This window comes from Paenibacillus sp. MBLB1832 (genome assembly GCF_032271945.1).
Classification (GTDB): Bacteria; Bacillota; Bacilli; order Paenibacillales; family NBRC-103111; genus Paenibacillus_E; species Paenibacillus_E roseopurpureus.
Genome location: NZ_CP130319.1, coordinates 893,116 through 916,270, shown reverse-complemented (window position 1 = coordinate 916,270; position 23,155 = coordinate 893,116). Strand labels below are relative to the sequence as shown.

Sequence of the window (23,155 nt, the reverse complement as noted above, 5' to 3'; positions counted from 1 at the left end):
AGAGATGATGAGATGAATCAGAAATTAACGAACTATGTGAACGGCGTTTTCACGCCATACGATGGGGTAAAAAGCGTTACCGAATTAAAGACGGACCTGCATTCCGATTTGCAGGAACGATATCGTGAACTCAAAGCCGAGGGCAAAGACGATGAAACAGCCTTCAAAATGACCATTGAGAGCATTGGCGACATCGAGCAAACGATACTGGAAGTCGCTAACCTCTCCCGCTCGCTGGAACGGCAAGTGGTAACAAACTTTAGCGCAAGTAACTTGGCAATGGGTGACTTTGCAGGCGTTAAGGCACATAAAGGTCAATTTAACGCTAGCGCGTTACGCGGTGCCGACTTTGCGGGGGCTGACTTGACTGGAAGTTCCTTTAAGACCAGCGATTTACGTGATGCCAACTTTGACGGCGCGAATCTGACGGACTGTACCCTAACAGCAAGTGACCTTACGAATGTAAGCTTTAATGAGTCGATCCTTGTACGCACCAACTTCTCTGTTTCCGGGATGGAAGGTGCCAAATTCATAGGTGCCAAACTGACCGACGTCACACTTAGCAAAATCGACCTTAGAAAAACAAGCTTTGAAGGTTGTATCTTTGACGGCGTGGACTTCGAATATTCCGACCTGAGTGGCGTTCGTTTTGACGGGCAAACCTTTATCGGCGTTAAGTTTGACAAATCGGCAGTAAGTGAAGTTTCTTTTAAAGGCGCTATACTCAAAAATGTGTCTTTCCAGGCATTCTTCTCATTGACCAATAAGTATTACCGTGCCTTCAAAACCATTAATTTTGATGGCGCAGTCATGGATAAGTTGACCTATGCATCACTTAAAGGTATGGGGGCCGATTTGTCTAAGGTTACTGTACGATAAGCCCATGCTTTCGATGCCAGTTTTTTCTGGCGAAAAACTTTTAGGAGGGGATGTTTATGCAAAACGCGTCAATTAAAGTGGTTGGCCTGCAAAAATCCTACAAGCAGCTTCAAGTCCTTAAAGGCGTGGATTTCGAAGTGGAAAAAGGCAGCATTTTCGCCCTCCTCGGCTCTAATGGGGCTGGTAAGACAACGGTTGTCAAAATCCTCACTACGCTGCTCAAACAAGACGGCGGTACCGCAACCGTAAACGGATTCGATGTTGCTTCCAAACCTGAAAATGTGCGCCAAGCGATCAGTCTTACTGGGCAATTCGCCGCGGTGGATGAGATTTTAACGGGTCGGGAAAATCTCATCATGATTGCCAAGCTGCGCTATCTCAACAATCCGCGGCAAGTTGCTGACGACTTGCTTCACCGCTTCGGCTTAACAGACGCTGCCGACCGCAAGGTGGCTACGTATTCAGGGGGGATGCGCCGCAGACTCGACATCGCCTTGAGCCTTGTGGGTAATCCGCAGATCATTTTCCTCGACGAGCCGACGACTGGACTTGACCCCGAGGCGCGCATCGAGGTTTGGAAAATTGTTAAGGAGCTTGCCAAGGGCGGCACGACGGTACTCCTTACCACGCAATATTTAGAAGAGGCTGAGCAGCTTGCTGACCGAATTGCCATCCTGCACGAGGGTCGAATTATTGCCAACGGCACGCTCGCTGATCTTAAACAATTATTCCCCTCCGCAAAGGTGGAATATGTTGAAAAGCAGCCGACATTAGAGGAGATCTTCCTCGCCATCATCGGCAAAAAGGAGGCCATATAAATGGAGACAGCAAAGAATCATTTCTTCACCGATATCAGCGTTATGCTGGGACGCTCCATGCGCCATATATTCCGCAGTATGGACACTATCATCACCGTCTGCATCACGCCAATTGCCATGATGCTCCTGTTCGTCTATGTGCTAGGCGGTGCCATTCAAGCTGGAACGGATAACTATGTAAATTACTTGCTGCCAGGCATACTGCTTATGGCGATCGCAAGCGGAATCGCCTATACGGCTTACCGCATGTTTATGGATAAGCAACGGGGCATATTCGAGCGGTTCCACTCCATGCCGATTTCACGTTCCGCCTTGCTTTGGGGGCATGTGCTGACCTCCTTGGTGTCCAATGCTTTATCGGTAATCGTCATCATTCTCGTAGCACTAATTATGGGTTTTCGTTCGTCCGCAGGCATACTGCCATGGCTGGCCGTAGCAGGCATACTCGCGTTGTTCACACTGGCCTTAACTTGGATCGCGGCAATTGCCGGACTATCCGCCAAAACGATAGAAGGTGCAAGCGCATTTTCCTATCCGCTCATCTTCCTTCCGTTTATCAGTTCGGCCTTTGTGCCGACCGCGTCGATGCCTTGGATCGTTCGAATCTTTGCCGAAAATCAGCCAGTGACCTCGATCGTGGATGCCATCCGTGCACTGCTGGCCCATCAGTCGGTGGGCAATGATATATGGGTCGCGCTTGCGTGGTGCGTCGGGATTATGTTCGTAGCCTATTTCTTTGCGATGAGGGTGTATAGTAAACGGGTGTGAAGTGATGAACTTTTATGAGAAAAGGGCAGGCCTACTGTGATGTAGTAAGGGCTGCCCTTTTGGGATTTCTATTTGGTTAAGTGATACGGCACAGTTTTTACCACACACAAGCTGCAGATAGAATGATTACCAAAAGAACAAAAAGAACCAAAACAGCCCCTGCGCTATGACCTACTCCGCTCATATTTACTCATTCCCCTCAGTGAATTTTCATTACGATATACACATATGCTCGCCACATAGCAATTGCTTGGACATACGCCAGGCTTGCCTCAATGAATTTCTATTTTCAACGTCTCCACATAACATCAATCAAAATCAATCAATCTAACCTCTGTCAGATCTGCTCCAACAACCGCCGGTCCAGCTTGCCTTGCACGAACCACGCATACACCATGAACCCCGCCAGAAGTGCTGCCGCCGTAAGAAGGAAGGGCAAGGAATAATGATTTCCCGCCAAAATATAACCAGCCCAGAACGAAGCGATCGTGTTCCCCATACTGCGCGACACCGTCCGCATCCCCGCGAACAAATTGCGGTCTTCTTCTGCAACCGCCGACATACATTCGCTGTCCATTAAGTTGTTCAACATAGTGAAGCCAGTGCCCCGAATCAGCAGCAGGATGGCAAACATAGACGACGGCATGGCGAGCGCCATAAGCGCAACGACGACCATGTTGTACAGAAACAGGAACAGAAATGTGTTCCGACTGCCCCATCGCTCGACCACATAAGGCATGACGATCGAGCCGACAAAGAAGAAAATGCCCGATAACGCGAGCAAACCAGAGATGCTCCCATCATCCATGCCAAAGCGGAACTTCAGAATGACGTTCAGGAATGGACTTAACAACCCAAACGTGAAGCCAGAGTTGAAAATGAGCAGCGACAGCAGGAGCAGGAAATAGATGGATTGCCCTTTCTTTGGGCGATCCTCGACTTTCACCTGCTTCTTTACATTCTCCTCGTCTAGTTCCACAACCGTGGTTCTTGCCGATGTTGCCGGGAGCAGCACTCCCCGTAACACGCCCGAGAGCCCTAAGCATGCGCCTGCCACAAAGAAAGCATACTGATACAACGTCGTATGCCCAGGCAGCCAAACCGGCAGATAGCCTCCCACCCATGTTCCGATACCGGTGCATAAGGTAAATATCGCGAACAGCAGCGAGTATGCGCTCGTCTCTTCTTTTTTGGTGGAACAATATTGGAAAATCAATTGAATTTCAGAATTCACAATCGCTGTAACGCCAAGCGACCAGATCAGTTGGGCCACTGTAACCGCCCCAAAGCTCGTTGCGAAGCCGAATAGTGTGAGTGACAAGAACGCGAGGAGCATGCCTGCGATCAGCATCGTTTTGCGCCCAATGCGCTTCATCACGAACCCAGCCGGCAAACTGAGCAGCCCAATGGTCAGTGCGCCAAGCGATGTAATCTGGCCAATATCACCTTTGGAGAAGCCGAGCTCTAAGAGATGTAAATTCAGGATGAGGTTGAAAATGCCCGCCCCAATGCCAAATAAGCTTTCGGTTGCGATGAACCGCCTCACACTTGGGGATAAATCACGAAATAAATTTGCCGTATATGTCCACATAGCTGTACCTTCCTCTTGCTGCAGTATGCTTCTATCTTACATGGCACAGGTGAATGGTTCAATATGGGGAGGTGCGGATGAAAAGGAGCGAAACAACGTGGAAATTAAATCATTTTTATTACCTAAGGAGAAAGTATCCTACCTGACGACCTCCGCTTCGATGCAAGAAGCGATTGAGCGGTTGGAAGCCTGTCACTATACAGCGATTCCAATGATCGACGAGAAAGGCAAGTATGTCGGCACCTTATCAGAAGGAGATTTGTTATGGAAGCTGAAGTATACGCCCGACCTGACTTTCGTTAACATGAACGAGATTGCCGTCACAGACATCCGAACTCGTATCTATAACGAGTGTGTCGCGATCAACGCACACATGGAGGATATGCTGGCGCTTGCCGCCGATCAGAACTTCGTTCCTGTTGTGGACAACGAAAGGGACCGCCAATTCCTGGGCATCATTCGACGCAAGGACATTATTGCTTATTACACGAGGAATATTACGGATTAGATAGCAAACTCCATTTGCCGCGGGATGATATTATAGTTGCAATTACCTAAATTCCGAGTATAATACTAGGTATAACCATTGGAACGAGGTAAATGCCATGATTAATACCGAGAAACTGGAGAACCGCTGGAAAGATGATTATCTGGATTTGTTGAATTACGCGAAGCAAATCGGAGACGTTGAATGGCAGAACGAAATCATACAGACACTGACTAGCTCTACACAATATAATCAACAAAACGAGTTGGAAATTAAAATAGATCAACTATGGCAACAATTCGATGCCGTTAACACGAAGATGCTGGAGCTCTATAAGCAACTGCGGGAAACGGATAACAAATATATCGCTTCTCAATTGGTCGGGGAAGTCTGGGGATTAAAACTACAACGTGTCGAAATTGGCAGACAGTTGAACTCGGCTTATCATCAATAAAAAAACAAAAAAATCCCGTATGCGGTCTTCCGCTCTACCGGACATCAGTTCATGTCTATTTGTTACTGCCTTGCATGCAGAAGCCTGCTCTGCAGAATGTCACCAATCTGTACGTATCAATTTGCAGATTGATAGGTACGGGAATCAACAATTACACAGCGGTTTGTTTCATTTCACGCATCATACTCATCATCATCGTCATCATTTCATCGCATGATTGCATTTTGGACATCATCATATCCATATCCATCATTTCCATTTTCTCCATACCTTGCATGCAATCCATCATCATTTTCATGTTGTTCATTTTACACATCATTTCTTCCATACACATCGCCATCATCATTTTCATGCTCATCATTTCCATTCGTTCCACTCCTTGCTTTCTTTTAAATTTGTTTTCCAACAATTAGAAGATTAACCCACTTGGAAGATTTTATCAAGCACTTTTTATGAAATTAGTATAGCTTTTAGTTTTAATCGTGTGTTATACTATAAATTTTATTGAATGCCGATATTCCAAATTTGTTTGATAGATTTAGTCGGATTTAGAAAAATAAAGCTTTGAAATCACCCTCCTACCTCACATCAAGTGTGAATCGGAGGGTTTTTTATCCTATACCATTCAAATTGGGGTTGAGCTAAGTATTACGCTTCGCCAATAACGGAAACAAAGGTCCTTTCAGCGCTTGGTCTTTCTCCAGACCCAACTCGTCCGTTATGACGTGGGCCTTGCCGCTATAGGTAATCCCATCTGGCATGTAGATGATGGCCAAAGCTCTTCTCGGACGGTCGGTCACGTTCGCATGGGCGTAGTGAAATGTTAAGCCATTGTGGAATGTGCAGCTGCCCGCCTTAAGCGGGACAACAACAGGCTTCTGATCGTTCAATTGTCCGCCTTCCACATAATCGAAAATATTTTGCGGATTCGCTAAGTCGATGCTCGTTAATTTGCCAACTTTATGCGACTTGGGTACAAACGCCATGCATCCGTTTTGCTCGTTCACATCGTCCAGGGCGATCCAGATGGACATCATCCCCTTCTCGGCTTCATTAATCGGCCAGTAGGGCGTATCCTGGTGCCATGGGGTCGGCTTGGAATCGTTAGGCATTTTCCAAAGTCCATGGTCATGGAAAAAGCGAATTTCTTCCGATCCTGTCAAAGCCAACGCAGATTGGGCGAATCTTTCATGAAAGCTGAATTTGCCCATGCCAGCATGATCTCTCCAGGTATTTACTTTCTGATTTAATACCCGATAATATAATCCGCCTTGCTTATCGGTTTGTACGGAGCGGCTACTCTCCGTATGCATGGCTTCCTCCAGATAGTCGCGGAGCTGTTCCAGCTCCTCCCCAGTCAGCATATTCTCGACTTTGACGAAGCCATTTTCGCGATAAAATGAGATGTGCTCGTCCGTGATTAGTGTGTTAATATTCATTGTTTGTTTCCTCCTTGGTGATGGTATGATCCCATTCTACAAGGGGACAAAGCAGGAAAGAATGAAGAGAGTTCGAGACTTTTTGTAAAAAAGTCGAATGTAAATATATTTTTAAAAATAGGATGCATCTCTTTAAAAAGTTGGTATGATTCGTATATAAGCGAACGATACTTAGGAGTGATAGGAATGGCAACCGCATCTCGGATCGACTATAACACGTTATCTCCTTACGTGAGATACGTCCACGAAATCGTGATTCCTCAGGGAGCGATGGTTCCAGAACGGTATATTTATGACTACGAATTTATCTATGTCGTTAGCGGTTCAGGCTGTCTTCGAATCGAAAGCAACGAATACACGATGGCACCTGGCGCCTTATTGTATATTCGTCCGCACAAACTAAACGAAATGATCGTATCCGACAAAGAGCCGATGCATTGCTTTGCTGTCCACTTTGACTATGTGTTCCTAGGCGAAGCAGCAGACTTCTCACCGTATTCCGTCTATCTAGGTCAGAAGCAAACCGAGGGGGTCCCCGACGCAAAATCCTTGCAAGCAAGGCCGAATGTAGAACTCGTCGATTTGGATATTCCGGAGCACATGACGCCTAGCCGTATTCATCCGTTTCATGAAGTTTTCAGAGAATTAACCTTTCATTTTCATGAATCAAGGGCCGACGCGCAAATCTGGTTGAAATCTTCCATCCTGCGATTACTGGGGCTCGTCCATCAGGAGCTGACAACGAAAGAAGGCATATGGATTGAACATACCCATGCCGATCTGATGTTGGATGCCATTCAATTCCTGCAACAGCAGTATAAGAAAAAAGTCGACTTGCCTGTGTTAGCCGCGAGGGCCAAGTTGACGCCTAAATATTTCGGCACCTTATTCAAACAGGCGACAGGCCAATCCGTATCGCAGTACCTCTTGCGTCTTCGGATGGAGGAAGCGAAACGTTTGCTTCGACTGAACAAGTTCACGATCGAAGAGATCGCCGATCAAGTCGGGATCGGCGATCTCTTCTACTTCAGCAAGCTGTTCAAGAAAACGGAAGGAATGTCGCCGAAGAAGTATGCGGATTCGTTGAATACTCGGCATTATGTGAAGGAGTAAGGTAATTCTTGATAGAATACATATGAAGATGATCTGGTAATACATTTGTACACATAAGGACTAATCGGTTTGGGGGAACAACTCGGTAATAAATAAGGAATTATTGCACCTCCAATACGCTACCATTCATACACTGTAATAACTTGGAATACATTTTCATTAAGCAGCGGTGTTGAGGAGGGGTAGCGTTGAGATACACAGTGCAATATATACCTCTAAGTAAGATTAGGCAGGAAAGCTCCAACACGAAGTCCTCACCTCGTAAAAAAGAGTTAAAGAAAGTCGCACAGGACCTTATGCAATTACTCATTGTGCAAAAGAGCAAGAAAGATGGTGGCTATATCGTACAAGACGGACATCATCATTTCGCTTTCCTCAAAAAGCATACCAATAAAAATCGGGTTGTTTGTCTCGTTGATGAAAGCAAGATTACGGCAAACTTTGGAAATCTGGTTAATCGATTTCGAAAACGACAACTGCCTTATGAAGTTCCTTACCTTAAACCAAACCGGTTTGAAATCAACAGTTGGACAATTATTCGTCAATTTTTAAAGCAAGAGCCACGCTTTCGCATGCTATCCCGAAGACAGCAATTGAAGGTCATTCGGCTTGGTATTCAATATAGGAAAACAACAGTGCGATCGATGAAAGCAAAAGTAGAAGACATTTTAAAAACGTGAAAGTCAGTATTAAAGGAGGAAGCTAGTCATGGAGAAGGTAATCCCTTTCATAATGTTCCAAGAGGGCAAGGCAGAAGAAGCGATGAACTTTTATACCTCACTCATTGAGGATTCTGAAATTACAAGCATTGTTCGGTATGGTGCTAATGAAGCTGGAAAAGAAGGAACCGTCATGCAGGCTATTTTCACATTAAAAGGGCAGGAGTTTATGTGTATTGACAGTCCTGTTAAACATGCCTTTTCCTTTACACCTTCGCACTCGATTTATGTTGTTTGCAATACTGAGGAAGAAATTGATGAGCTTTATGGGAAGCTTATAGACGGTGGACAAGCTCTTATGCCATTGGGTAATTATGGTTTCAGTAAAAAGTTCGGTTGGCTGAATGACCGCTTCGGAGTCTCATGGCAAATTAATTATCTGAACAAATACTAGCAGCGAAAATAAAAGAAGCTGGGATCGAGGATCCCGCTTCTTTTGTTTGTCTTTGTCAAATTGATTCATAGCATTCGTTTAATCGTCGCACCTAACCGGAGTGGGTATCCAGGCGCTGCCTCCTTCAGCTGTTTGCTGATTCAATAAAGATAGGGTTGCTAATCGCTCTGATTTCTCTGCCTTTTTCAACGGTTACCACAATCCATTTCACTTGATTCACAGCAATGTCCCGCAGTTGCAAACTATAATCATAGACAGATTCGGCGCCTTGCGCTTCACTTTCTGAGTCAACAAGTCGATTCGTAAGCGGGATGTACGTTTTTTGCCGGCCATTCGTGTATAAGCAAAGTCTTTCCAGTGGAACGTTGGATATTAGCGTAACATTGGCGCTAACCGTCGTTTTTTCGGCCACAAGCGTTTCCCCAGGGCCTTTTCCCTCCAAAGACACCTTAAGCAACGGTCCGCTCGTCAAAAAGCTATGCCCTTTGCGCAGCGAATCCAAAATCGATTCTACCGTCAATGCCTGCTCTACTTGGATATACGTTTGCACGCAACCGCTACCTAAGCGATTTTCTGCCCACTCCTCCATGATTGGCGTTGTTTCTTGAAGCACTTGCATGAGATAGCGCAGGACATCCTGTCTCTCAACTGGAAGTGAGTCAATGAATGGACTGCCATACGTGACGATCCAAGAAAATTTTTCGAGTAGTCCGTGAAAGTCATCAACCCAAATATTGTGCGTATCACTGCCACTAGTCGCTGCAACAAAACGCCCTTCTTCAAGTAACGACAGCCAGAGATTAAAAGCGTCATAATTAGGCGTACCTGGGATCATCGGGTTGGAGCCATTCCATATTTCAATCGTATCAAAAATTTCGATCATATCTGTAAACTTCGGATCTAGTGAAATCGCAGGATTTCTGTCACACGGATGGTTAATCTGCGGAAGACCTCCGGAAGCTCTGATCTCATCCGAAGTACGAATGTGTTCTTGCCGTAAATATTGTTCTGTGCGCTCTTCTTGTTTCGGTATTTTGTAAATAACGTCTGTATGAACACCTAATGACAGGACATGTCCATTGGTCGTGGATATCTCTTTCGATACAATGGGTAAAAATGTGTCTGTAGCTGTAGCGAGCCACTGTTGATGGTTTTTAATATTGTGATGATCGCTTAACGCACCATAAGCAAGCCCTGCGGCTTCCATAGAAAATGCGACTTGTTGCGGCGATTCAATGACGTCATCCGTGCCACCGTGAAGAGGACTTGAGTAGACGCTATGATGATGCAAATCCCCAGCGTACCAGCCTGCTCCGCGCCAATCCGCCATTTGTGGAAGGCAAATTTGGCAAGTGAGCTCCTCATCAGCGTTAATTGTAATTTCTTTCTTCACAATCTTGTAAGATGGGCCTTTGGAAACTTCGAGCACATATCGAGCGCTTGGAATGGGCAAAGTAACGGTCCCGCCCGGCAACGAATATTCACGGATGAAATCGATTCTATTGTTTGGCTGCGAGATGGTTTCCATTGTTTCACCCGCGAGCATTGGAAACAGCTTGACTTGCGCGATCATTCCGTTACCCTTTGTATCCGTTACGGTTAACTTAAGTGTCCCTTGAGATGTAGAAGTAGTCTCTGCTCGAAAAACAAATCCTCTGTTGGTTAGTTCATCTTCCAAAAACTGCAGAGCTTCTAACAGAGCTGGCGGTGAATACGGTGGCATGCCATTTTCGTTGGATAAAATGCTGCTGGCCGCTTGCAAATATTTTTTCATGACCATAGGATGGTCTCCTCCTGAAAGAAAGACGTATGTCTAAAATTATAGACAATTTTGTAGGAGATCCCTCTATAAATAATTTAGTTTTTTATATGAATTTATTTGATCTTCATTGTAACGACCGAGTCTGGCCAGCCGTATCGCATGCAATTCGCTGAAGTTGAAGTCCTCTTTTGTTACCCCTTGTACCAGCGTCGATATTCCTGCGGTGTCAGTCCTGTGTGCTCCCGAAAGCGCGCAATGAAGTAACTACTTTGGGAAAAACCGACATCCTCTGCCACTTGCTTAATCGTCCAATCGGTTGAGATCAGCCGTTCCTTGGCGACAACAAGACGGCATTCAAACAGCCATTCCATCGGGGTCCTCCCCATCACTTCGTGAAACATCCGACTAAAATAATACGTACTGAAGCATGCCTGTTCGGCCATCTGGGGCAGTGTCAGCAGCTCTGTACAATGGTTGCGGATATATTCCGCAACCTCCCTCATCCGCGCACGCTTGTCTAGCGTCGTCGCTGTTCCTAGCGTCTCAGCACGTAAGGCGAGCTCAGCGAGCAGCTCATACAGCCTCACCGCCAATTGCACCTCGTTCCGATCGTACGGAGATGCCAGCTCTAGCAAGCCTGCCGCTAGTTGTTTCAGCTTGGGCAAATCACCAAAGGAGAATAACCAAACAGAAGCAGCGCCTTGACCGCTCAATAGTCTGCTGAGCCCCTCGCCTCCGAAATGTACCCAAAATACCTCCCATGGCTCCTGCGGATCTGTTCGATATTCCTGCTCTAGACCTGGCCCGTAATAGAACCCCTGCCCCGCTTCCAGACAGACTTCCCTTCCGTTATCGATCACATACCCTTTCCCGCTTAATACAATATGTAAATTCGCTTCTTGCAGCTGGCCTTGAAACCTCCTCTCCTGATGATCAGGAGAATTGGTGTATTGGCCAATCATATCGGGATAAACCGTGTAGTGTTTGTAAAGCGGTTCCGGTAATACATAATGAATTTTCATAACGCCTCCAAAACGCAAAAATCTAATACATGGAGCAAAATGATGTTATTTAACTTCCTATTATAAATAAATATAATGAGGATATAAAGGTATTATTTTAGCAAGAAACTAATATATGACTTGAAAAGAGGTTGTCCACATCATGGATAAAACGATTCCAGGCGAGCAATTTGATCTAGGCGTCTGCTACTACCCCGAACAGTGGCCCGAGCACATGTGGGCTGACGATTACAGACGGATGCAAGAGTTAGGCTTCACCATCATACGAATGGGTGAGTTTGCATGGAATTTTTTTGAACCAGAAGAAGGTGTTTTCACTTTTGATTTGTTCGATCGGGCGATAGACCTTGCTCATGCGCACGGACTAAAAGTCATTCTCGGCACCCCCACCGCCACACCGCCTGCATGGATGACCTATCAATACCCTGAAATTCTGAATGTCAGCTTCGATGGCGTGCAGTATCAACACGGGGTAAGACGTCACTACAACTACAGCAGTCCTGTGTACCGACAATATTGCGCCAAAATTACAGAAGCGATGGCCAAACATTATGCCAACTACCCTGGAGTCGCAGGCTGGCAGATCGATAACGAGCTAAACTGCGAGGTCAATGTATTTTACTCTCAAGCTGATCATGCTGCATTTCGGATTTGGCTACGCGAGAAATACGGTTCCTTGGATGTATTGAATCAGACATGGGGGACCGTGTTCTGGAACCAGAGTTATTCCGACTGGGAGCAAGTTCATTTGTCTCGCCCTGCGCCAAGCAAATCCGCTAACCCTCACCAAGCCTTGGATGAAAAACGGTTCATCTCCGACAATGTCATTTCCTTTGCCCGTCTGCAGGTAGACATCCTGCGGAGGCTTGCGCCCCAGCAATGGATTACAACCAACGGCATGTTTGGACATTTGGACAGTCATGCTATGACCGATGAATTGTTGGATTTCTTCTCATACGACTCGTATCCAAACTTCTCCACGATCTGGAACGATGCGGATCGCGAGAATCCGCTCATGGACCGCAGCTATTCCAACCAACTGGCCAAGGTTCGTTCAGCCTCACCAACCTTCTGCATTATGGAACAGCAATCGGGCCCTGGCGGTTGGGTGAATTTGCTTGCCCAATCTGCGCCGAAGCCAGGCCAAATGCGATTGTGGACGTATCAATCTGTCGCTCATGGAGCGGATATGGTGCTATTTTTTAGATGGCGCACCGCCACATTCGGAACTGAAATTTATTGGCATGGCATCAACGATTACCATAACCGACCTAATCGAAGGGTCACCGAAGCAGCGAAGATTAGTATGGAATTAGGGAAGATCGGAGAAATCATTGCTGGATCTCGTTTTGCTGCGGACGTAGCGATCTTGCACGATTATGACAACGAGTGGGACGGAGAATTCGACGTCTGGCACGGTCCTCTAACCAGAGAGAGTGAATACAGCTGGAGCAAAGCCCTTCAGTTCAGCCATATTCCATATGACTATTTGTATGTGCAGAATAAGACGACCTTGCATGACCTAACTCGTTACAAAGTGTTGATCTATCCGCACCCAGCCATTATGTCGGAGGAAACAGCGGAGCTGCTTAAACAGTACGTAGCGGGGGGAGGCAAGCTGCTTTTCGGAGCTCGCAGCGGCTATAAGGATCAGCGCGGCCATTGCCGAATGACACCATTTCCAGGCCTCGTCGCTGACTTGTGCGGGGTGACGGTGGAAGATTTTACACTTGTCCTGAACGAGGCATCCACGCCGAACATGCGATGGATCGATGGCGCCGACGAAGCGCCTACACCAGCGCGCCTGTTCAATGACATTCTGTTGCCAGAGAACGACAGCGTCCAGACACTAGCCGTATTTGACGGAGATTATTATGCGGGGAAACCAGCGCTTACCCGAAACGCCTATGGCAGCGGAGAGGCTTATTATTATGGAGCCGCGTTCAGTCGCGAAGTCGCCGATGCCTTGATTCACCGCCTGGGGCTTGCACCCGCAACAACGGGTTGGGCGGAGCTGCCCCCTGAGGTGGAGGTTGCCATTCGTGTGAAGCAGAATCGCCGTTTTGCTTTCCTCTTGAACTTCTCTGACAAGCCAGTCAGAGCACATCTATTGCGAGAGATGGACGACATGTTGGCAGGCAAACAGCTTGGCGTCGGAGAGCTGGACATCGCTCCTTACGATGTGTTGGTACTAGCATTGAGCTAGAGGAAATGCCTCTAACATTGAAAGGGATCTGCAGCAGTCGCAGATCCCTTTCAATATAGCTTGAATCTAAGCAGATGATCAGTCAAATTTTCTCTCTTTAAAATTTCAATCTGCTTGTTCCCTATTAGATCGTAATGTGGATATTCATCACGTAGATGTATGTAAGCTGGATTTAACCCATTCGCCGAGCACCATGCCTTCAATCGTTCCAAATCACAACAGCCCACCTTAGTGATCGTCTTCACTTCTGGATAGCGAGGTTCTACCCAATAATGCGTTAAAAAGGCAATTTCCCCTTCTGAGCATTTGCGCTTCCATTCATTCAGTTCATGTCTGGATACTCCGAAAGCCATATCTATAATCTCCTACTAGGTGCAACATCTTGGCGTTATATGACCACTTGCAAACCGAACTCTGCTAAAAGTATCTCACCATTAAACATAACCGCGGCTTCTTCCTTCAATAACTGCGTATTACCAAAATGGGGCAAATGCGATAACAGCAACTTCTTTACATTTGCCTTCGATGCTAACTTCCCTGCTTCATATGAATTCATATGGCCATACTGAGCTGCATGGAAGTCTGCATAAAAAGAAGATTCCGTAATAAGGAGATCCGCGTCTTTCAGATAAGGTACAAGCGTCTCATCGTAGCGAGTATCAGCCGTATAGGCTAATACTCTCCCTTCAAATTCAATCCTTACTCCTAAACAATAACCATCATGATTGGTTCGGAAGAAAGTTACCTTTACGCCATCCTCCAATGTTACCCTAGCACTTTCATTAACTCCAATTTCCTGCGTGCCCTTCATAACAGGAATTGACCATTCTCCTTCAACTTCCTCCGAAGTTAGGAGCCTCAGCGGCGTATCTCGACGTTGTAGATCCATATCAATTAAACATGCGTATTGAAGGCAACCTAAGTCTGCCATATGATCATAATGACGATGAGATAGAAATACAGATGTTAGGTCTCTTAGCTCAATAAATTTCTGTAAAGCTGCCAACACACCGCTTCCACAATCGAGTAAAATTTTGTGACTTCCTACTTCTAACAAATAGCCTGAAGTCGCTTCACCAGCTCTTGGAAATGCGCCCCATCTGCCAATGACTCTTACTCTCATTTGGATACTTCCTCTCTCTTTGATGATACGGACAGCACCGGACGATCTGGCAAATAGAGTTCGAAATCAGGACTACTGCCTGTGACAATATGATCTCTAATCAGTTTTGATAAGAGTTGGCTGTATACAGTGCCGTTGTCGCCAAATGCAAATAGGAAGTAGCAGCAAGGATACTGATCATAAACGCCAATGATAGGAAGACCGTCCACTGATCCGCCGTAAAAAGAGGCCAGGTAGTATTCGGGTTCTACGTTGATATCAGGAAACAGCTTATGAAATTCCTCGATTAGCTTTTCCTTCCTATGCATTAACTTGCTGTCCCGATCCTCCGGATGGGTCGTATTGTCATCTAAACCGCCGATAATGATGCGGTTATCTGCCGTTGTACGCATAAATAAATAGGGACGAGCGGTCTCCCATAGCAGTGTACGGTTATACCAAGTGGAGAAATCATCCACTGGATTTGTTGTTACGGTGTAGGTACTCACAAAGGAAACCATTTTCTCCTTCCTGATGTCCATACCTTCATAACCTGCAGCAAAAATAACCTTGCGTGCTGTAATGGAATATCCCTTTTTTATAGAAATCTTCATGCAGTCTGTCTCTGCATCATAATGATGTCCATTCATTTCAGTATTTTCAAATATATGAATATTTTTCTTAGCCGCATAGTCAAACAAAGCATGAGTGAACTTATAAGGGTTAAGTTCTCCATCATCATAAGAATAAATGGCAGCATCTCTGGAAAAAGGGTAATTACGTTCAATATCCTCTTTTGTCCAAAATGAAAGTTCAAACCCATGCTTTTTTAATAACTCATACTCCTTCTGCAACCGGATGATATCTTCTTGGCAACTGGCCGCATATAAAGTATCTCTTCTTGTAAATTCGCAATCGATATCCACCGCATTTGCAGCCATTTCAATTTCATTTACTGCTTGTCGTAATAATTGCAGATGACGGCCAATGTAGTCCTCACCAAAGGTATGAATTAAATCGGTGAACATTTTTTCCCCGGAATATTGAATCAGCGCAGTATTCGATTTTGTACTGCCATGTCCAATTTTACCCTTTTCAATAACAACGACATCAAGGTCAGAATCAGCCAGATAATACGCACATTGTGCGGCGGAGCTCCCTCCACCTACAATTAAGACGTCACATTGCAGGTTTCCCTTTAAAGCGGGGTATGAAGGAGCATCGAGATATGTAGTCGGCCAGTAGTATGTTCCACTTTGTAAGTTCATCGCTTCCTCCTGCTATTCACCGTTATAAAAAGGATCGAGTATGTACATGCATTGAGATATGCCCATCGCCTTTTTATATATTTTGTGATTATTTCCGGATTTTAGTCGAGAACCTTACACATCTATTTTACGACCTTTCCAGCTTACCGAATGCAGAACATGTGCCCGGAATAGGGAATATAGGTGTATGGCCGAGAAAAATAAAAACAATAACGGATAGAATAAGAATATCCATCGATTGAAATTGCCGCATCTGCGTGCCAATCGCAACGTCTGTAAAGCATACGCCGCGTATAACAGACCACTGGACGCCATGCCACTTATATTGAATACCATAATGGAGGAAATGAGGGCTGCAGTACTCATAAAACCGCCGGTAATCCAAAGGATGATCATTGCCATCACGACCGGATGGGTGGATTTTGAACCGACGGCAAAGCTTTTGCACCATCCTTCGACAAGACTTTTGAGACCTTCCGGGTACATGCGGAAAGTGATCACTCCGCTCCCGCCCATACAATAGACAGGAAGGTTATTATCCATGAAGGCCTGCCCCAGTGCCAGATCATCCATCACGGCGCCCAGGATTTTGTGATGCCCCCCTGCCAAGAAATAATCCTTTTTATTGCACACGATACTCGGACCAAAAGAGCCTGCCGCTTTAAAAGCTGACCCCCAGATTGTAAATACATTCATGCCGACAAACACAATTACGTTAAAAATGGCCGATAGATTCTCATATAATCGATGCACGGTATGATAGGGCTGCAGGGATAAAATCCCCCTAGCGCCTTTTCGATGATAGAACCCCAGTATCTTAAATAGGCTGTCAGCATCCGTGAAAGAAGTATCTGCATCCAAGAACAGAAGCCATTGCCCTTTCGCGTGCTGAGCTCCATGCCAACAGGCCGTAGATTTGCCTGATCCTGAATCTACGGCTTTGTTCTGTAGAACCTTGGCACCAAAACTTCTGGCAATATTCGCAGTCTGGTCTGTCGAATGATCGTCAACAATCAGAACCTCGAATGACTGGTAATGCTGCTCTTGCAATGAACGCAGCAACGGGGAAATCCGGCCTGCCTCGTTTCGGGCAGGAATGATGATGGACAGCAGCGGGAACAGTTGACCGTTTTTCTCTGTTGTCTTGATAATGGGAAACGTCCAGAACATCAAAAGTCCCACTAGAAGAGCCAGTGAACCAATGATAAGATTGATTTCTTCTGAAACGGTCATAGCCATTTCCTCCTCAAGGTAAATGAATTGCATTCATGCTGCTTCACTTCCCGCTATAATCGAATACAATTCCTTGATCATCCTGAATCAGTTCCTGTGCGGCAATTCTAGCCGATAATAGCACAATGGGAACACCCGCTCCCGGATGCGTGCTGCTGCCAGTAAAGTACAGATTGTCGCAATCCTTGGCCTTGCTCTGCGGTCGCATATGATTGCTCTGAGACAAGATCGGCATCAGACCGAAAGTAGAGCCATTAAAGGCATTAAACTTTGATTCGAAGTCGCGCGGCGTGATGCATGTTTCTGTGACGATCTCCTGTTCTATTTGTTCAAAACCACGAATCTTCATTAATGTGTTTAATATATAGGTTCGGTAATCCTGAATCGTTTCCTCATTCCATTCATAATTAGCTGAAGCTACATGGGAAACCGGCATCAGGATGTATAAACCGTCTTTTCCTTCGGGGGCAAGCGAAGGATCCATTTTGGATGCGATATAGACATAAAACGACCCATTGGTCAGTTTATTCCCCGCAAAAATGTCATCCAGGTTTTTTTTCAAATCCTCCGTAAAAATAAAATTATGAACGTGCTCGATTTCCTCGTATTTTCTATTCATACCCAAATATAGAAGAAAACAAGAACAGGAGTATTTCATTTTATCGATTTTTTTATCCGTGAATCTCCCTTTTGCCGCCCGGTCTTTCACCAAATTTTTGATGGCGTACGGGAAGTCTGCATTGCATACCACGAAATCCGCCGGGACTTTCTCCCCGTCTACAAGGATGCCTCTTGCTTTACCGTTCTGTATGTCTATTTCCTGCACATTTTTGTTATAGTGGATAGTCCCGCCCAGTTCTTTGAAGAGCTTCTCCATCGCATGAGCCATGGTAAACATACCGCCTTTAATAAACCAAACACCATACATAAATTGTATCATGGGAATCATGGTATAAAACGACGGGCTTTTAAAAGGGGAAATGCCAATGTACAAGGTCTGAAAGCTAATCATCTGCTTTAGCCGTTCATTCTTCATATATTTGCTCATAAAACGATCTGCCGTGTCGAACGTCTTCAGTTTCAATGCTTTCTTCAGCATGGAGAAGTTATAGAAATCTCTGAATTTACGGAAGGGTCTCTGGATAATGTTGTGCTTGGCGACCATAAATCGTTTATAAATTTCATGCAGATAGAGAAAGAAGCCCTCCATATCCTCTTCGCTGATTTTTTCGATCGTCTTCGTCAATTCCACAAGATCGGAGGAAATATCGAATGGTTCATTGGGGATATCCTTATAATACACCCGGTACATCGGGTCTAATCTCTCCATGGGAATATAGTCATCGGCATTACGTCCGCACAGTTCAAAAATTTCTCTGTACAACTCCGGCATCATGACGATCGTTGGTCCCAGATCAAATTTGTAACCGCCCGTTTCAATCCGGTTCATTTTCCCGCCCGGCAATGGTCCTTTCTCATAGATTTCGACCTTGTATCCAGCATGCTGCAGTCTTATGGCGCTGGCAAGCCCTGCGACGCCTGCGCCAATAACAATGACCTTTTTGCTCATGAGAATGACCCCGCTCCCGTTTTATTCGCCCCTGATGTAATGGCCTCGATTCGCCCGCGATTATATCTCTGCACAATGATGAACGGCAAATTGAACATACCAGCATACAGGATCATAACCCAACCCGCCCAGATAGGGTTCCATATGAAAAATAACGGTGCTGGCACTATAGACAACCAGTGAGTCAGCTCCGCGCGCTTGGTTTCCGCGGCGAATACTTTCAAGTCGCTTACGCGGGTGCCATGCAATTTCTTCTTGCCATACCCTTTTTTCAGAATCGCTGTCCCGTCTATCAGACGCCCTTTCCATCTTTTTACGAGCAATAGCTTCTGCCATAACTTTCCTGATTTCTCCCATGCGAAAAGCCGATACCAGACACTGTCTTTCAGAAAATAGGCCAACGGAAGCTTCAAGCAAAAGACGGAAACGACGATATGAAAAAAAGCCCAAGCGAATATGTCAATGCTAACAGTCCAAAAGATAGGAAAAGATATTGGGGGCACGGCAATCCTCCTAGACGATTTCATTGTTCCCTTACAACAGCCATTTTCTAAATTTGCGCACAATGCGCATGTCTTGATCTGAATAGGGTGGAAATTTATCGGACACATGCAAGTAGCGATACGCGTTGTAATCCGTCTTCTCATAACTGAAACTTAGAAATCCCGCTTTGCCGTGATAGCTGCCATGTCCGCTGCGCCCCACGCCGCCAAAAGCAACTCGGGGATTGGCGCCATGGTGGATGACTTGATTCACACTGACGGTCGTAGATCGCATGTAGTTTTTCATCCATTCAATGTGTTGCTTGTTCTTGCTAAACACATATGCGACCAATGCATCACGCTGGATCACCTTTTGATCTAATAGGGATTTCAGATCGGTATAAGGAATAACAGGCAATACAGGGCCAAAAATCTCCTCCTGCATAATGGAGCTCCCAGGTTGTATATCTGTTAACACGGTCGGGGCGATGAATAAATCATCCGCATTATAAGTGCCTCCATACAGAACTTTGCCCTGCGCGATAACATGCAGTAGTTTTTGAAAGTGCCGATCATGACAAATCCTGGCGTAGTCCTTGCTATCGTTGGGGAACTCACCGTAAAATGCCAGTAAAGCGGCAGAAATTTCGGATAGCGTTCTTTCATACACCGATTCATGCACGAATAGCGTGTCTGGCGCAATGCAGGTTTGCCCCGCATTGAGAAATTTACCCCAGACGATTTCCCGAATGGTTTCGGGGGAAAACCCCGTTTCATCCAAAATACAGGCGTTCTTCCCGCCGAGCTCCAATATGACGGGGGTAAGCTGCTCGGCAGCCTGCTGCGATACGGCCTTTCCTGTCTCTTGGCTCCCTGTAAAAAACACGAGATCCCATGGCAGCGTTGTCAATTGCTTGGCAAGTTGCCTATCTCCAGTTATAACGGATACTAATTCCGGGGGAAACGTTTGGCTGACAACCTTATGCAGCAGCTCGCTTGTTGCGGGTGCGTATTCCGATGGTTTGATCACGCATCGGTTTCCTGCTGCAAGCGCGCTAATGGCCGGCATCAATGCGAGCTGCAGCGGATAATTCCATGGGCTGATGATGAGAACGCTGCCGTACGGACTTCGCTTTGTGCGAAGCGCTTCTATATAGCCGAATTTGAACTGATAGGAACGCTCGAATCTTGCCCATCGTTTCAAAGACCTGCATACGTACTCGATCTCATTCAACAGAAGTGCAATTTCGAAGGAGAAAGCTTCAAATGCAGGTCTTCTCATATCGGAAACAAGCGCTTCGATAAATGCCGCTTCATGATCGATAAGCATCTGTTTCAGCCGCAGAAGCGTATTCGTGCGCTCTTTCACCGTAGGAAATGGACATTGAAGAATATCCTCTTGTTGCTTTTCCAATAACGCACGTGGCTCAATACGTTCCTGATCACCCATGGTTCGCATCCCTTTGCACGATTTTGTCCCGTACCTGTTGACCGCTTAATGTCACCATAGGCATGCCGCCTCCCGGGTTTACCGTTCCGCCGACAAAATAAAGGTTGTCATAGCGCGTGCTCTGCTTGGGATGCTTGAACCCTTTATTTCTTTTGCGATCGGATAATGTGCCATAAATGGCCCCCCGGTCGGAACCATAGATTCGTTTAATATCTTCCGGTGTCCATACATCTTTAGTCACAATGTTATCGCGCAAGCCATCCAGTCCCATTCTTTCTAATTTCATCAGCACCAATTCAGCAAAACGATCGTAGTCTTGCTGTGTAAGGGGTTGATCCTGGATATAGGGGATATGGGGCAATACTTTTAAATTTTCATATCCTTCGCGTGCCTGCGCAGGGTCTGTTTTATTCACATTCACCAGATAGATGACCGGGTCATCCGGCAGCTCATGGCGGTGAAATATGTTATTCATTTGCCGCTTCATATTTTCTGCAAAGAAAAAATTGTGATGAGCGAGCTGAGGGTACGTTTTCTTCACGCCGAGGTGCATGACAAGCCCTGAACTTGCCGGTTCATATTTCTTTTTCAATTGATGGATAAAAGGCTTCTCTTCCTGGAGCAGATGTTCATAGAACGGGATCACCTCCATATTGGAAATGTAGTAGTCTGCCGACAGTTCCGTCCCGTCTTCTAAAGTGCCCCCTGTAATCTGCCCATCCTTCTTTTGAAGCCCAACAATTCGTTTGCCCGTATGAATCGATACCCCTATTTCCTCTGCCAGCTTCACCAATCCGCGGGCAAGCAGGTGCATTCCGCCAGGGACATACCATAGGCCCTGCTCATGCTGCATGTAGATCATCATGTTCAGTACGGCTGGCGCATCATAAGGAGACGAACCGACGTATTTGATAAAATAGGAGAGCATGTCTCGCAGATCTCGATTGCTTATTCGTTTCGCAATCGACTTATGTACCGTGGAAAATAAATCAAAGTTCTTCAAAGCATTGAACACGCCATTATATCGCGCGATATCTTTGGTATTGTCAGCCCCATGTTTAAAGTATCCCTGCTCCGTCATTTCGTACAGCTTCTTGGAATATTGGAGCAGGTTCTTGTACTCGGACATATCCTGTTCATTCAGGGAGATATTTTTCGCTTTCATCTCTTCGATATCTTCATAGAGATCGATAGTATTGCCATTCGGAAAAAAGGATCGCCACTGATGGTTCAGCTTTACGATCGGGACGTAATCAGCCATCTTTTTACCGCTTGCAGTAAACAATTTTTCAAAGATTTGCGGCATCGTCAGAATGGAAGGCCCCAGATCAAAACCGAAGCCATCTTGCTCCAGGCGATTCAGTTTACCTCCAATATGATTGTTTTGTTCATATAAAGAAACGCTATAGCCGCTTTGTCTCAAGGATATGGCAGCGGATAGGCCGCCAAGCCCGCCGCCGATAATCAATACACTCTTCTTATTCGTCAATTTATCCAACACCTTTCAGACAATTTGGGAGCGATTTTCAATGGTAGCGCTAATATTTATCATTTTCTCCTTCGATACATAGTTGCGCTTGGAGAAACAATCATAATTGCTGCCTCTGACAGCATCCAGTATGCCTTTGTATACGGCTACAGAAAGAGAGAGAGGCAGCCTGCTGTCAGCGTCAAAGAGATTTATGCTCCGATCGAAACCGTCGTATAAGGATTCCGCATGCTTAGCTAGACTCTCCCACAGATTAACAAAACTTTCGTTAATGAGACCTTGACGTAAATCCGCCTTCGAATATCGGAAACGCTCCATTTCTTCTTCGGGCAAGTAAATCCGTTGCTTCTTATGAAGATCTTCGCCGACGTCACGCAGGATATTCGTGATTTGCATGGCAATGCCAAGCTCAATTGCCGATGAACGCAAATCGCCAGAAGCGTTGGAAGCGAGGACAGGCAATAGCATCAACCCTACCGAGCCAGCAACATAATAACTGTAGATCTCAAGCTCATGCATGGTTTTTGGAATGGAAAAATTCATATCCATCCATTGTCCATTTAACTGGTCGTAGAATGGTTGAATATCCATCTCATAATCAGTAAAGACTCGCCTGAGCGTACGCCATAGGGGATGATCCACCTCTGCCCCATCCCTGAATAAATCGAGCTCTTTTTTCAATCGTTGCAGCGACTCGAGCTTTTCCGCCTGTGGTTGATTTGAATCTGCACAATCGTCTGCAATTCTGCAAAAAGCATAAATGGCATAGACGGCATTGGCTTTTTTGGGCGGAAGTTGCGAAAAAGCATAATAAAAGCTTTTGGAATGTTTTTTGATGATTGTTTCACAATATCTAAAATCCGCTCGCAATTGCTCTGTGTCCATAACGTCCCTCTCCTCCTATTGACC

General features: G+C 45.7%; 23 protein-coding genes. 9 read left to right on the top strand and 14 right to left on the bottom strand.

The genetic code is table 11. The annotated features are described in order from the left end of the window. Positions 1–12: 12 nt before the first annotated feature. The 3 genes from MJB10_RS04130 to MJB10_RS04120 are packed head-to-tail and all read left to right on the top strand — an operon-like array spanning position 13 to position 2,465. Positions 13–879, top strand: a complete 867-nt coding sequence (locus MJB10_RS04130; protein ID WP_314801993.1) for a pentapeptide repeat-containing protein — start codon at positions 13–15, stop codon at positions 877–879. A gap of 56 nt (positions 880–935) precedes the next feature. Then, entirely contained in the window at positions 936–1,697 is a 762-nt protein-coding gene (locus MJB10_RS04125) for an ABC transporter ATP-binding protein (RefSeq protein ID WP_314801991.1), read from the top strand. Next, on the top strand, positions 1,698–2,465 hold the full coding sequence (locus MJB10_RS04120) for an ABC transporter permease (RefSeq protein ID WP_314801990.1): 768 nt from the start codon (positions 1,698–1,700) through the stop codon (positions 2,463–2,465). 337 nt (positions 2,466–2,802) lie between these two features. Here the strand turns inward: MJB10_RS04120 and MJB10_RS04115 are convergent, their stop codons facing one another. Then, entirely contained in the window at positions 2,803–4,056 is a 1,254-nt protein-coding gene (locus MJB10_RS04115) for an MFS transporter (RefSeq protein ID WP_314801988.1), read from the bottom strand. A gap of 97 nt (positions 4,057–4,153) precedes the next feature. On the opposite strand from MJB10_RS04115, the gene MJB10_RS04110 reads away from it, so the two are divergent. Both MJB10_RS04110 and MJB10_RS04105 read left to right on the top strand, forming a co-directional pair. Next, complete coding sequence (locus MJB10_RS04110) at positions 4,154–4,564, top strand: CBS domain-containing protein (RefSeq protein WP_314805467.1); 411 nt, start codon at positions 4,154–4,156, stop codon at positions 4,562–4,564. A gap of 97 nt (positions 4,565–4,661) precedes the next feature. After that, positions 4,662–4,997, top strand: a complete 336-nt coding sequence (locus tag MJB10_RS04105) for a hypothetical protein (protein WP_314801986.1) — start codon at positions 4,662–4,664, stop codon at positions 4,995–4,997. 151 nt (positions 4,998–5,148) lie between these two features. On the opposite strand, the gene MJB10_RS04100 is transcribed toward MJB10_RS04105, so the two are convergent. Continuing rightward, on the bottom strand, positions 5,149–5,364 hold the full coding sequence (locus MJB10_RS04100) for a hypothetical protein (protein WP_314801984.1): 216 nt from the start codon (positions 5,362–5,364) through the stop codon (positions 5,149–5,151). Positions 5,365–5,638: 274 nt separating this feature from the next. Then, entirely contained in the window at positions 5,639–6,436 is a 798-nt protein-coding gene (locus MJB10_RS04095; RefSeq protein WP_314801982.1) for a phytanoyl-CoA dioxygenase family protein, read from the bottom strand. Positions 6,437–6,622: 186 nt separating this feature from the next. Here MJB10_RS04095 and MJB10_RS04090 point away from each other — a divergent pair, with 186 nt between their 5' ends. The 3 genes from MJB10_RS04090 to MJB10_RS04080 all read left to right on the top strand — a co-directional run bounded on the left by MJB10_RS04090 (position 6,623) and on the right by MJB10_RS04080 (position 8,662). Continuing rightward, positions 6,623–7,549: an AraC family transcriptional regulator gene (locus MJB10_RS04090; RefSeq protein ID WP_314801980.1), complete on the top strand. Its 927-nt coding sequence runs from the start codon at positions 6,623–6,625 to the stop codon at positions 7,547–7,549. A 188-nt stretch (positions 7,550–7,737) separates the two neighbouring features. Then, positions 7,738–8,229 (top strand): hypothetical protein, encoded by a 492-nt coding sequence (locus tag MJB10_RS04085; protein WP_314801978.1) that lies wholly within the window; start codon positions 7,738–7,740, stop codon positions 8,227–8,229. Between the two features lie 28 nt (positions 8,230–8,257). Then, positions 8,258–8,662: a VOC family protein gene (locus tag MJB10_RS04080; protein ID WP_314801977.1), complete on the top strand. Its 405-nt coding sequence runs from the start codon at positions 8,258–8,260 to the stop codon at positions 8,660–8,662. Positions 8,663–8,786: 124 nt separating this feature from the next. Here MJB10_RS04080 and MJB10_RS04075 read toward each other — a convergent pair whose 3' ends face one another. Both MJB10_RS04075 and MJB10_RS04070 read right to left on the bottom strand, forming a co-directional pair. Continuing rightward, positions 8,787–10,442, bottom strand: a complete 1,656-nt coding sequence (locus tag MJB10_RS04075) for a CehA/McbA family metallohydrolase (protein WP_314801975.1) — start codon at positions 10,440–10,442, stop codon at positions 8,787–8,789. Between the two features lie 173 nt (positions 10,443–10,615). Beyond that, the gene (locus tag MJB10_RS04070; RefSeq protein WP_314801973.1) at positions 10,616–11,446 is read right to left on the bottom strand and encodes a helix-turn-helix transcriptional regulator; all 831 of its coding nucleotides are present in this window, start codon (positions 11,444–11,446) and stop codon (positions 10,616–10,618) included. A gap of 142 nt (positions 11,447–11,588) precedes the next feature. On the opposite strand from MJB10_RS04070, the gene MJB10_RS04065 reads away from it, so the two are divergent. After that, positions 11,589–13,652 carry a beta-galactosidase gene (locus MJB10_RS04065; RefSeq protein ID WP_314801971.1) on the top strand — a complete coding sequence of 688 codons (2,064 nt, stop codon included), beginning with the start codon at positions 11,589–11,591 and terminating at the stop codon, positions 13,650–13,652. Between the two features lie 50 nt (positions 13,653–13,702). On the opposite strand, the gene MJB10_RS04060 is transcribed toward MJB10_RS04065, so the two are convergent. The 9 genes from MJB10_RS04060 to MJB10_RS04020 all read right to left on the bottom strand — a co-directional run bounded on the left by MJB10_RS04060 (position 13,703) and on the right by MJB10_RS04020 (position 23,131). Next, on the bottom strand, positions 13,703–14,005 hold the full coding sequence (locus MJB10_RS04060; protein ID WP_314801970.1) for a hypothetical protein: 303 nt from the start codon (positions 14,003–14,005) through the stop codon (positions 13,703–13,705). A gap of 35 nt (positions 14,006–14,040) precedes the next feature. After that, positions 14,041–14,775, bottom strand: coding sequence for an MBL fold metallo-hydrolase (locus MJB10_RS04055; RefSeq protein ID WP_314801968.1), 735 nt, complete (start codon positions 14,773–14,775; stop codon positions 14,041–14,043). After that, the gene (locus MJB10_RS04050; RefSeq protein WP_314801967.1) at positions 14,772–16,022 is read right to left on the bottom strand and encodes an NAD(P)/FAD-dependent oxidoreductase; all 1,251 of its coding nucleotides are present in this window, start codon (positions 16,020–16,022) and stop codon (positions 14,772–14,774) included. Before MJB10_RS04050 ends, MJB10_RS04055 begins: the two co-directional genes overlap by 4 nt. 114 nt (positions 16,023–16,136) lie before the next feature. Then, positions 16,137–17,255, bottom strand: a complete 1,119-nt coding sequence (locus MJB10_RS04045) for a glycosyltransferase family 2 protein (RefSeq protein ID WP_314801965.1) — start codon at positions 17,253–17,255, stop codon at positions 16,137–16,139. A gap of 43 nt (positions 17,256–17,298) precedes the next feature. After that, positions 17,299–18,825: a phytoene desaturase family protein gene (locus MJB10_RS04040; RefSeq protein WP_314801963.1), complete on the bottom strand. Its 1,527-nt coding sequence runs from the start codon at positions 18,823–18,825 to the stop codon at positions 17,299–17,301. Next, on the bottom strand, positions 18,822–19,238 hold the full coding sequence (locus tag MJB10_RS04035) for a glycosyl-4,4'-diaponeurosporenoate acyltransferase CrtO family protein (RefSeq protein WP_314801961.1): 417 nt from the start codon (positions 19,236–19,238) through the stop codon (positions 18,822–18,824). The genes MJB10_RS04040 and MJB10_RS04035 overlap by 4 nt, the downstream gene beginning before the upstream one ends. Positions 19,239–19,359: 121 nt before the next feature. Beyond that, positions 19,360–20,757 (bottom strand): aldehyde dehydrogenase family protein, encoded by a 1,398-nt coding sequence (locus MJB10_RS04030; protein ID WP_314801959.1) that lies wholly within the window; start codon positions 20,755–20,757, stop codon positions 19,360–19,362. After that, the gene (locus MJB10_RS04025; protein ID WP_314801958.1) at positions 20,750–22,246 is read right to left on the bottom strand and encodes a phytoene desaturase family protein; all 1,497 of its coding nucleotides are present in this window, start codon (positions 22,244–22,246) and stop codon (positions 20,750–20,752) included. The genes MJB10_RS04030 and MJB10_RS04025 overlap by 8 nt, the downstream gene beginning before the upstream one ends. 15 nt (positions 22,247–22,261) lie before the next feature. Beyond that, on the bottom strand, positions 22,262–23,131 hold the full coding sequence (locus MJB10_RS04020; RefSeq protein ID WP_314801956.1) for a phytoene/squalene synthase family protein: 870 nt from the start codon (positions 23,129–23,131) through the stop codon (positions 22,262–22,264). Positions 23,132–23,155 lie beyond the last annotated feature (24 nt).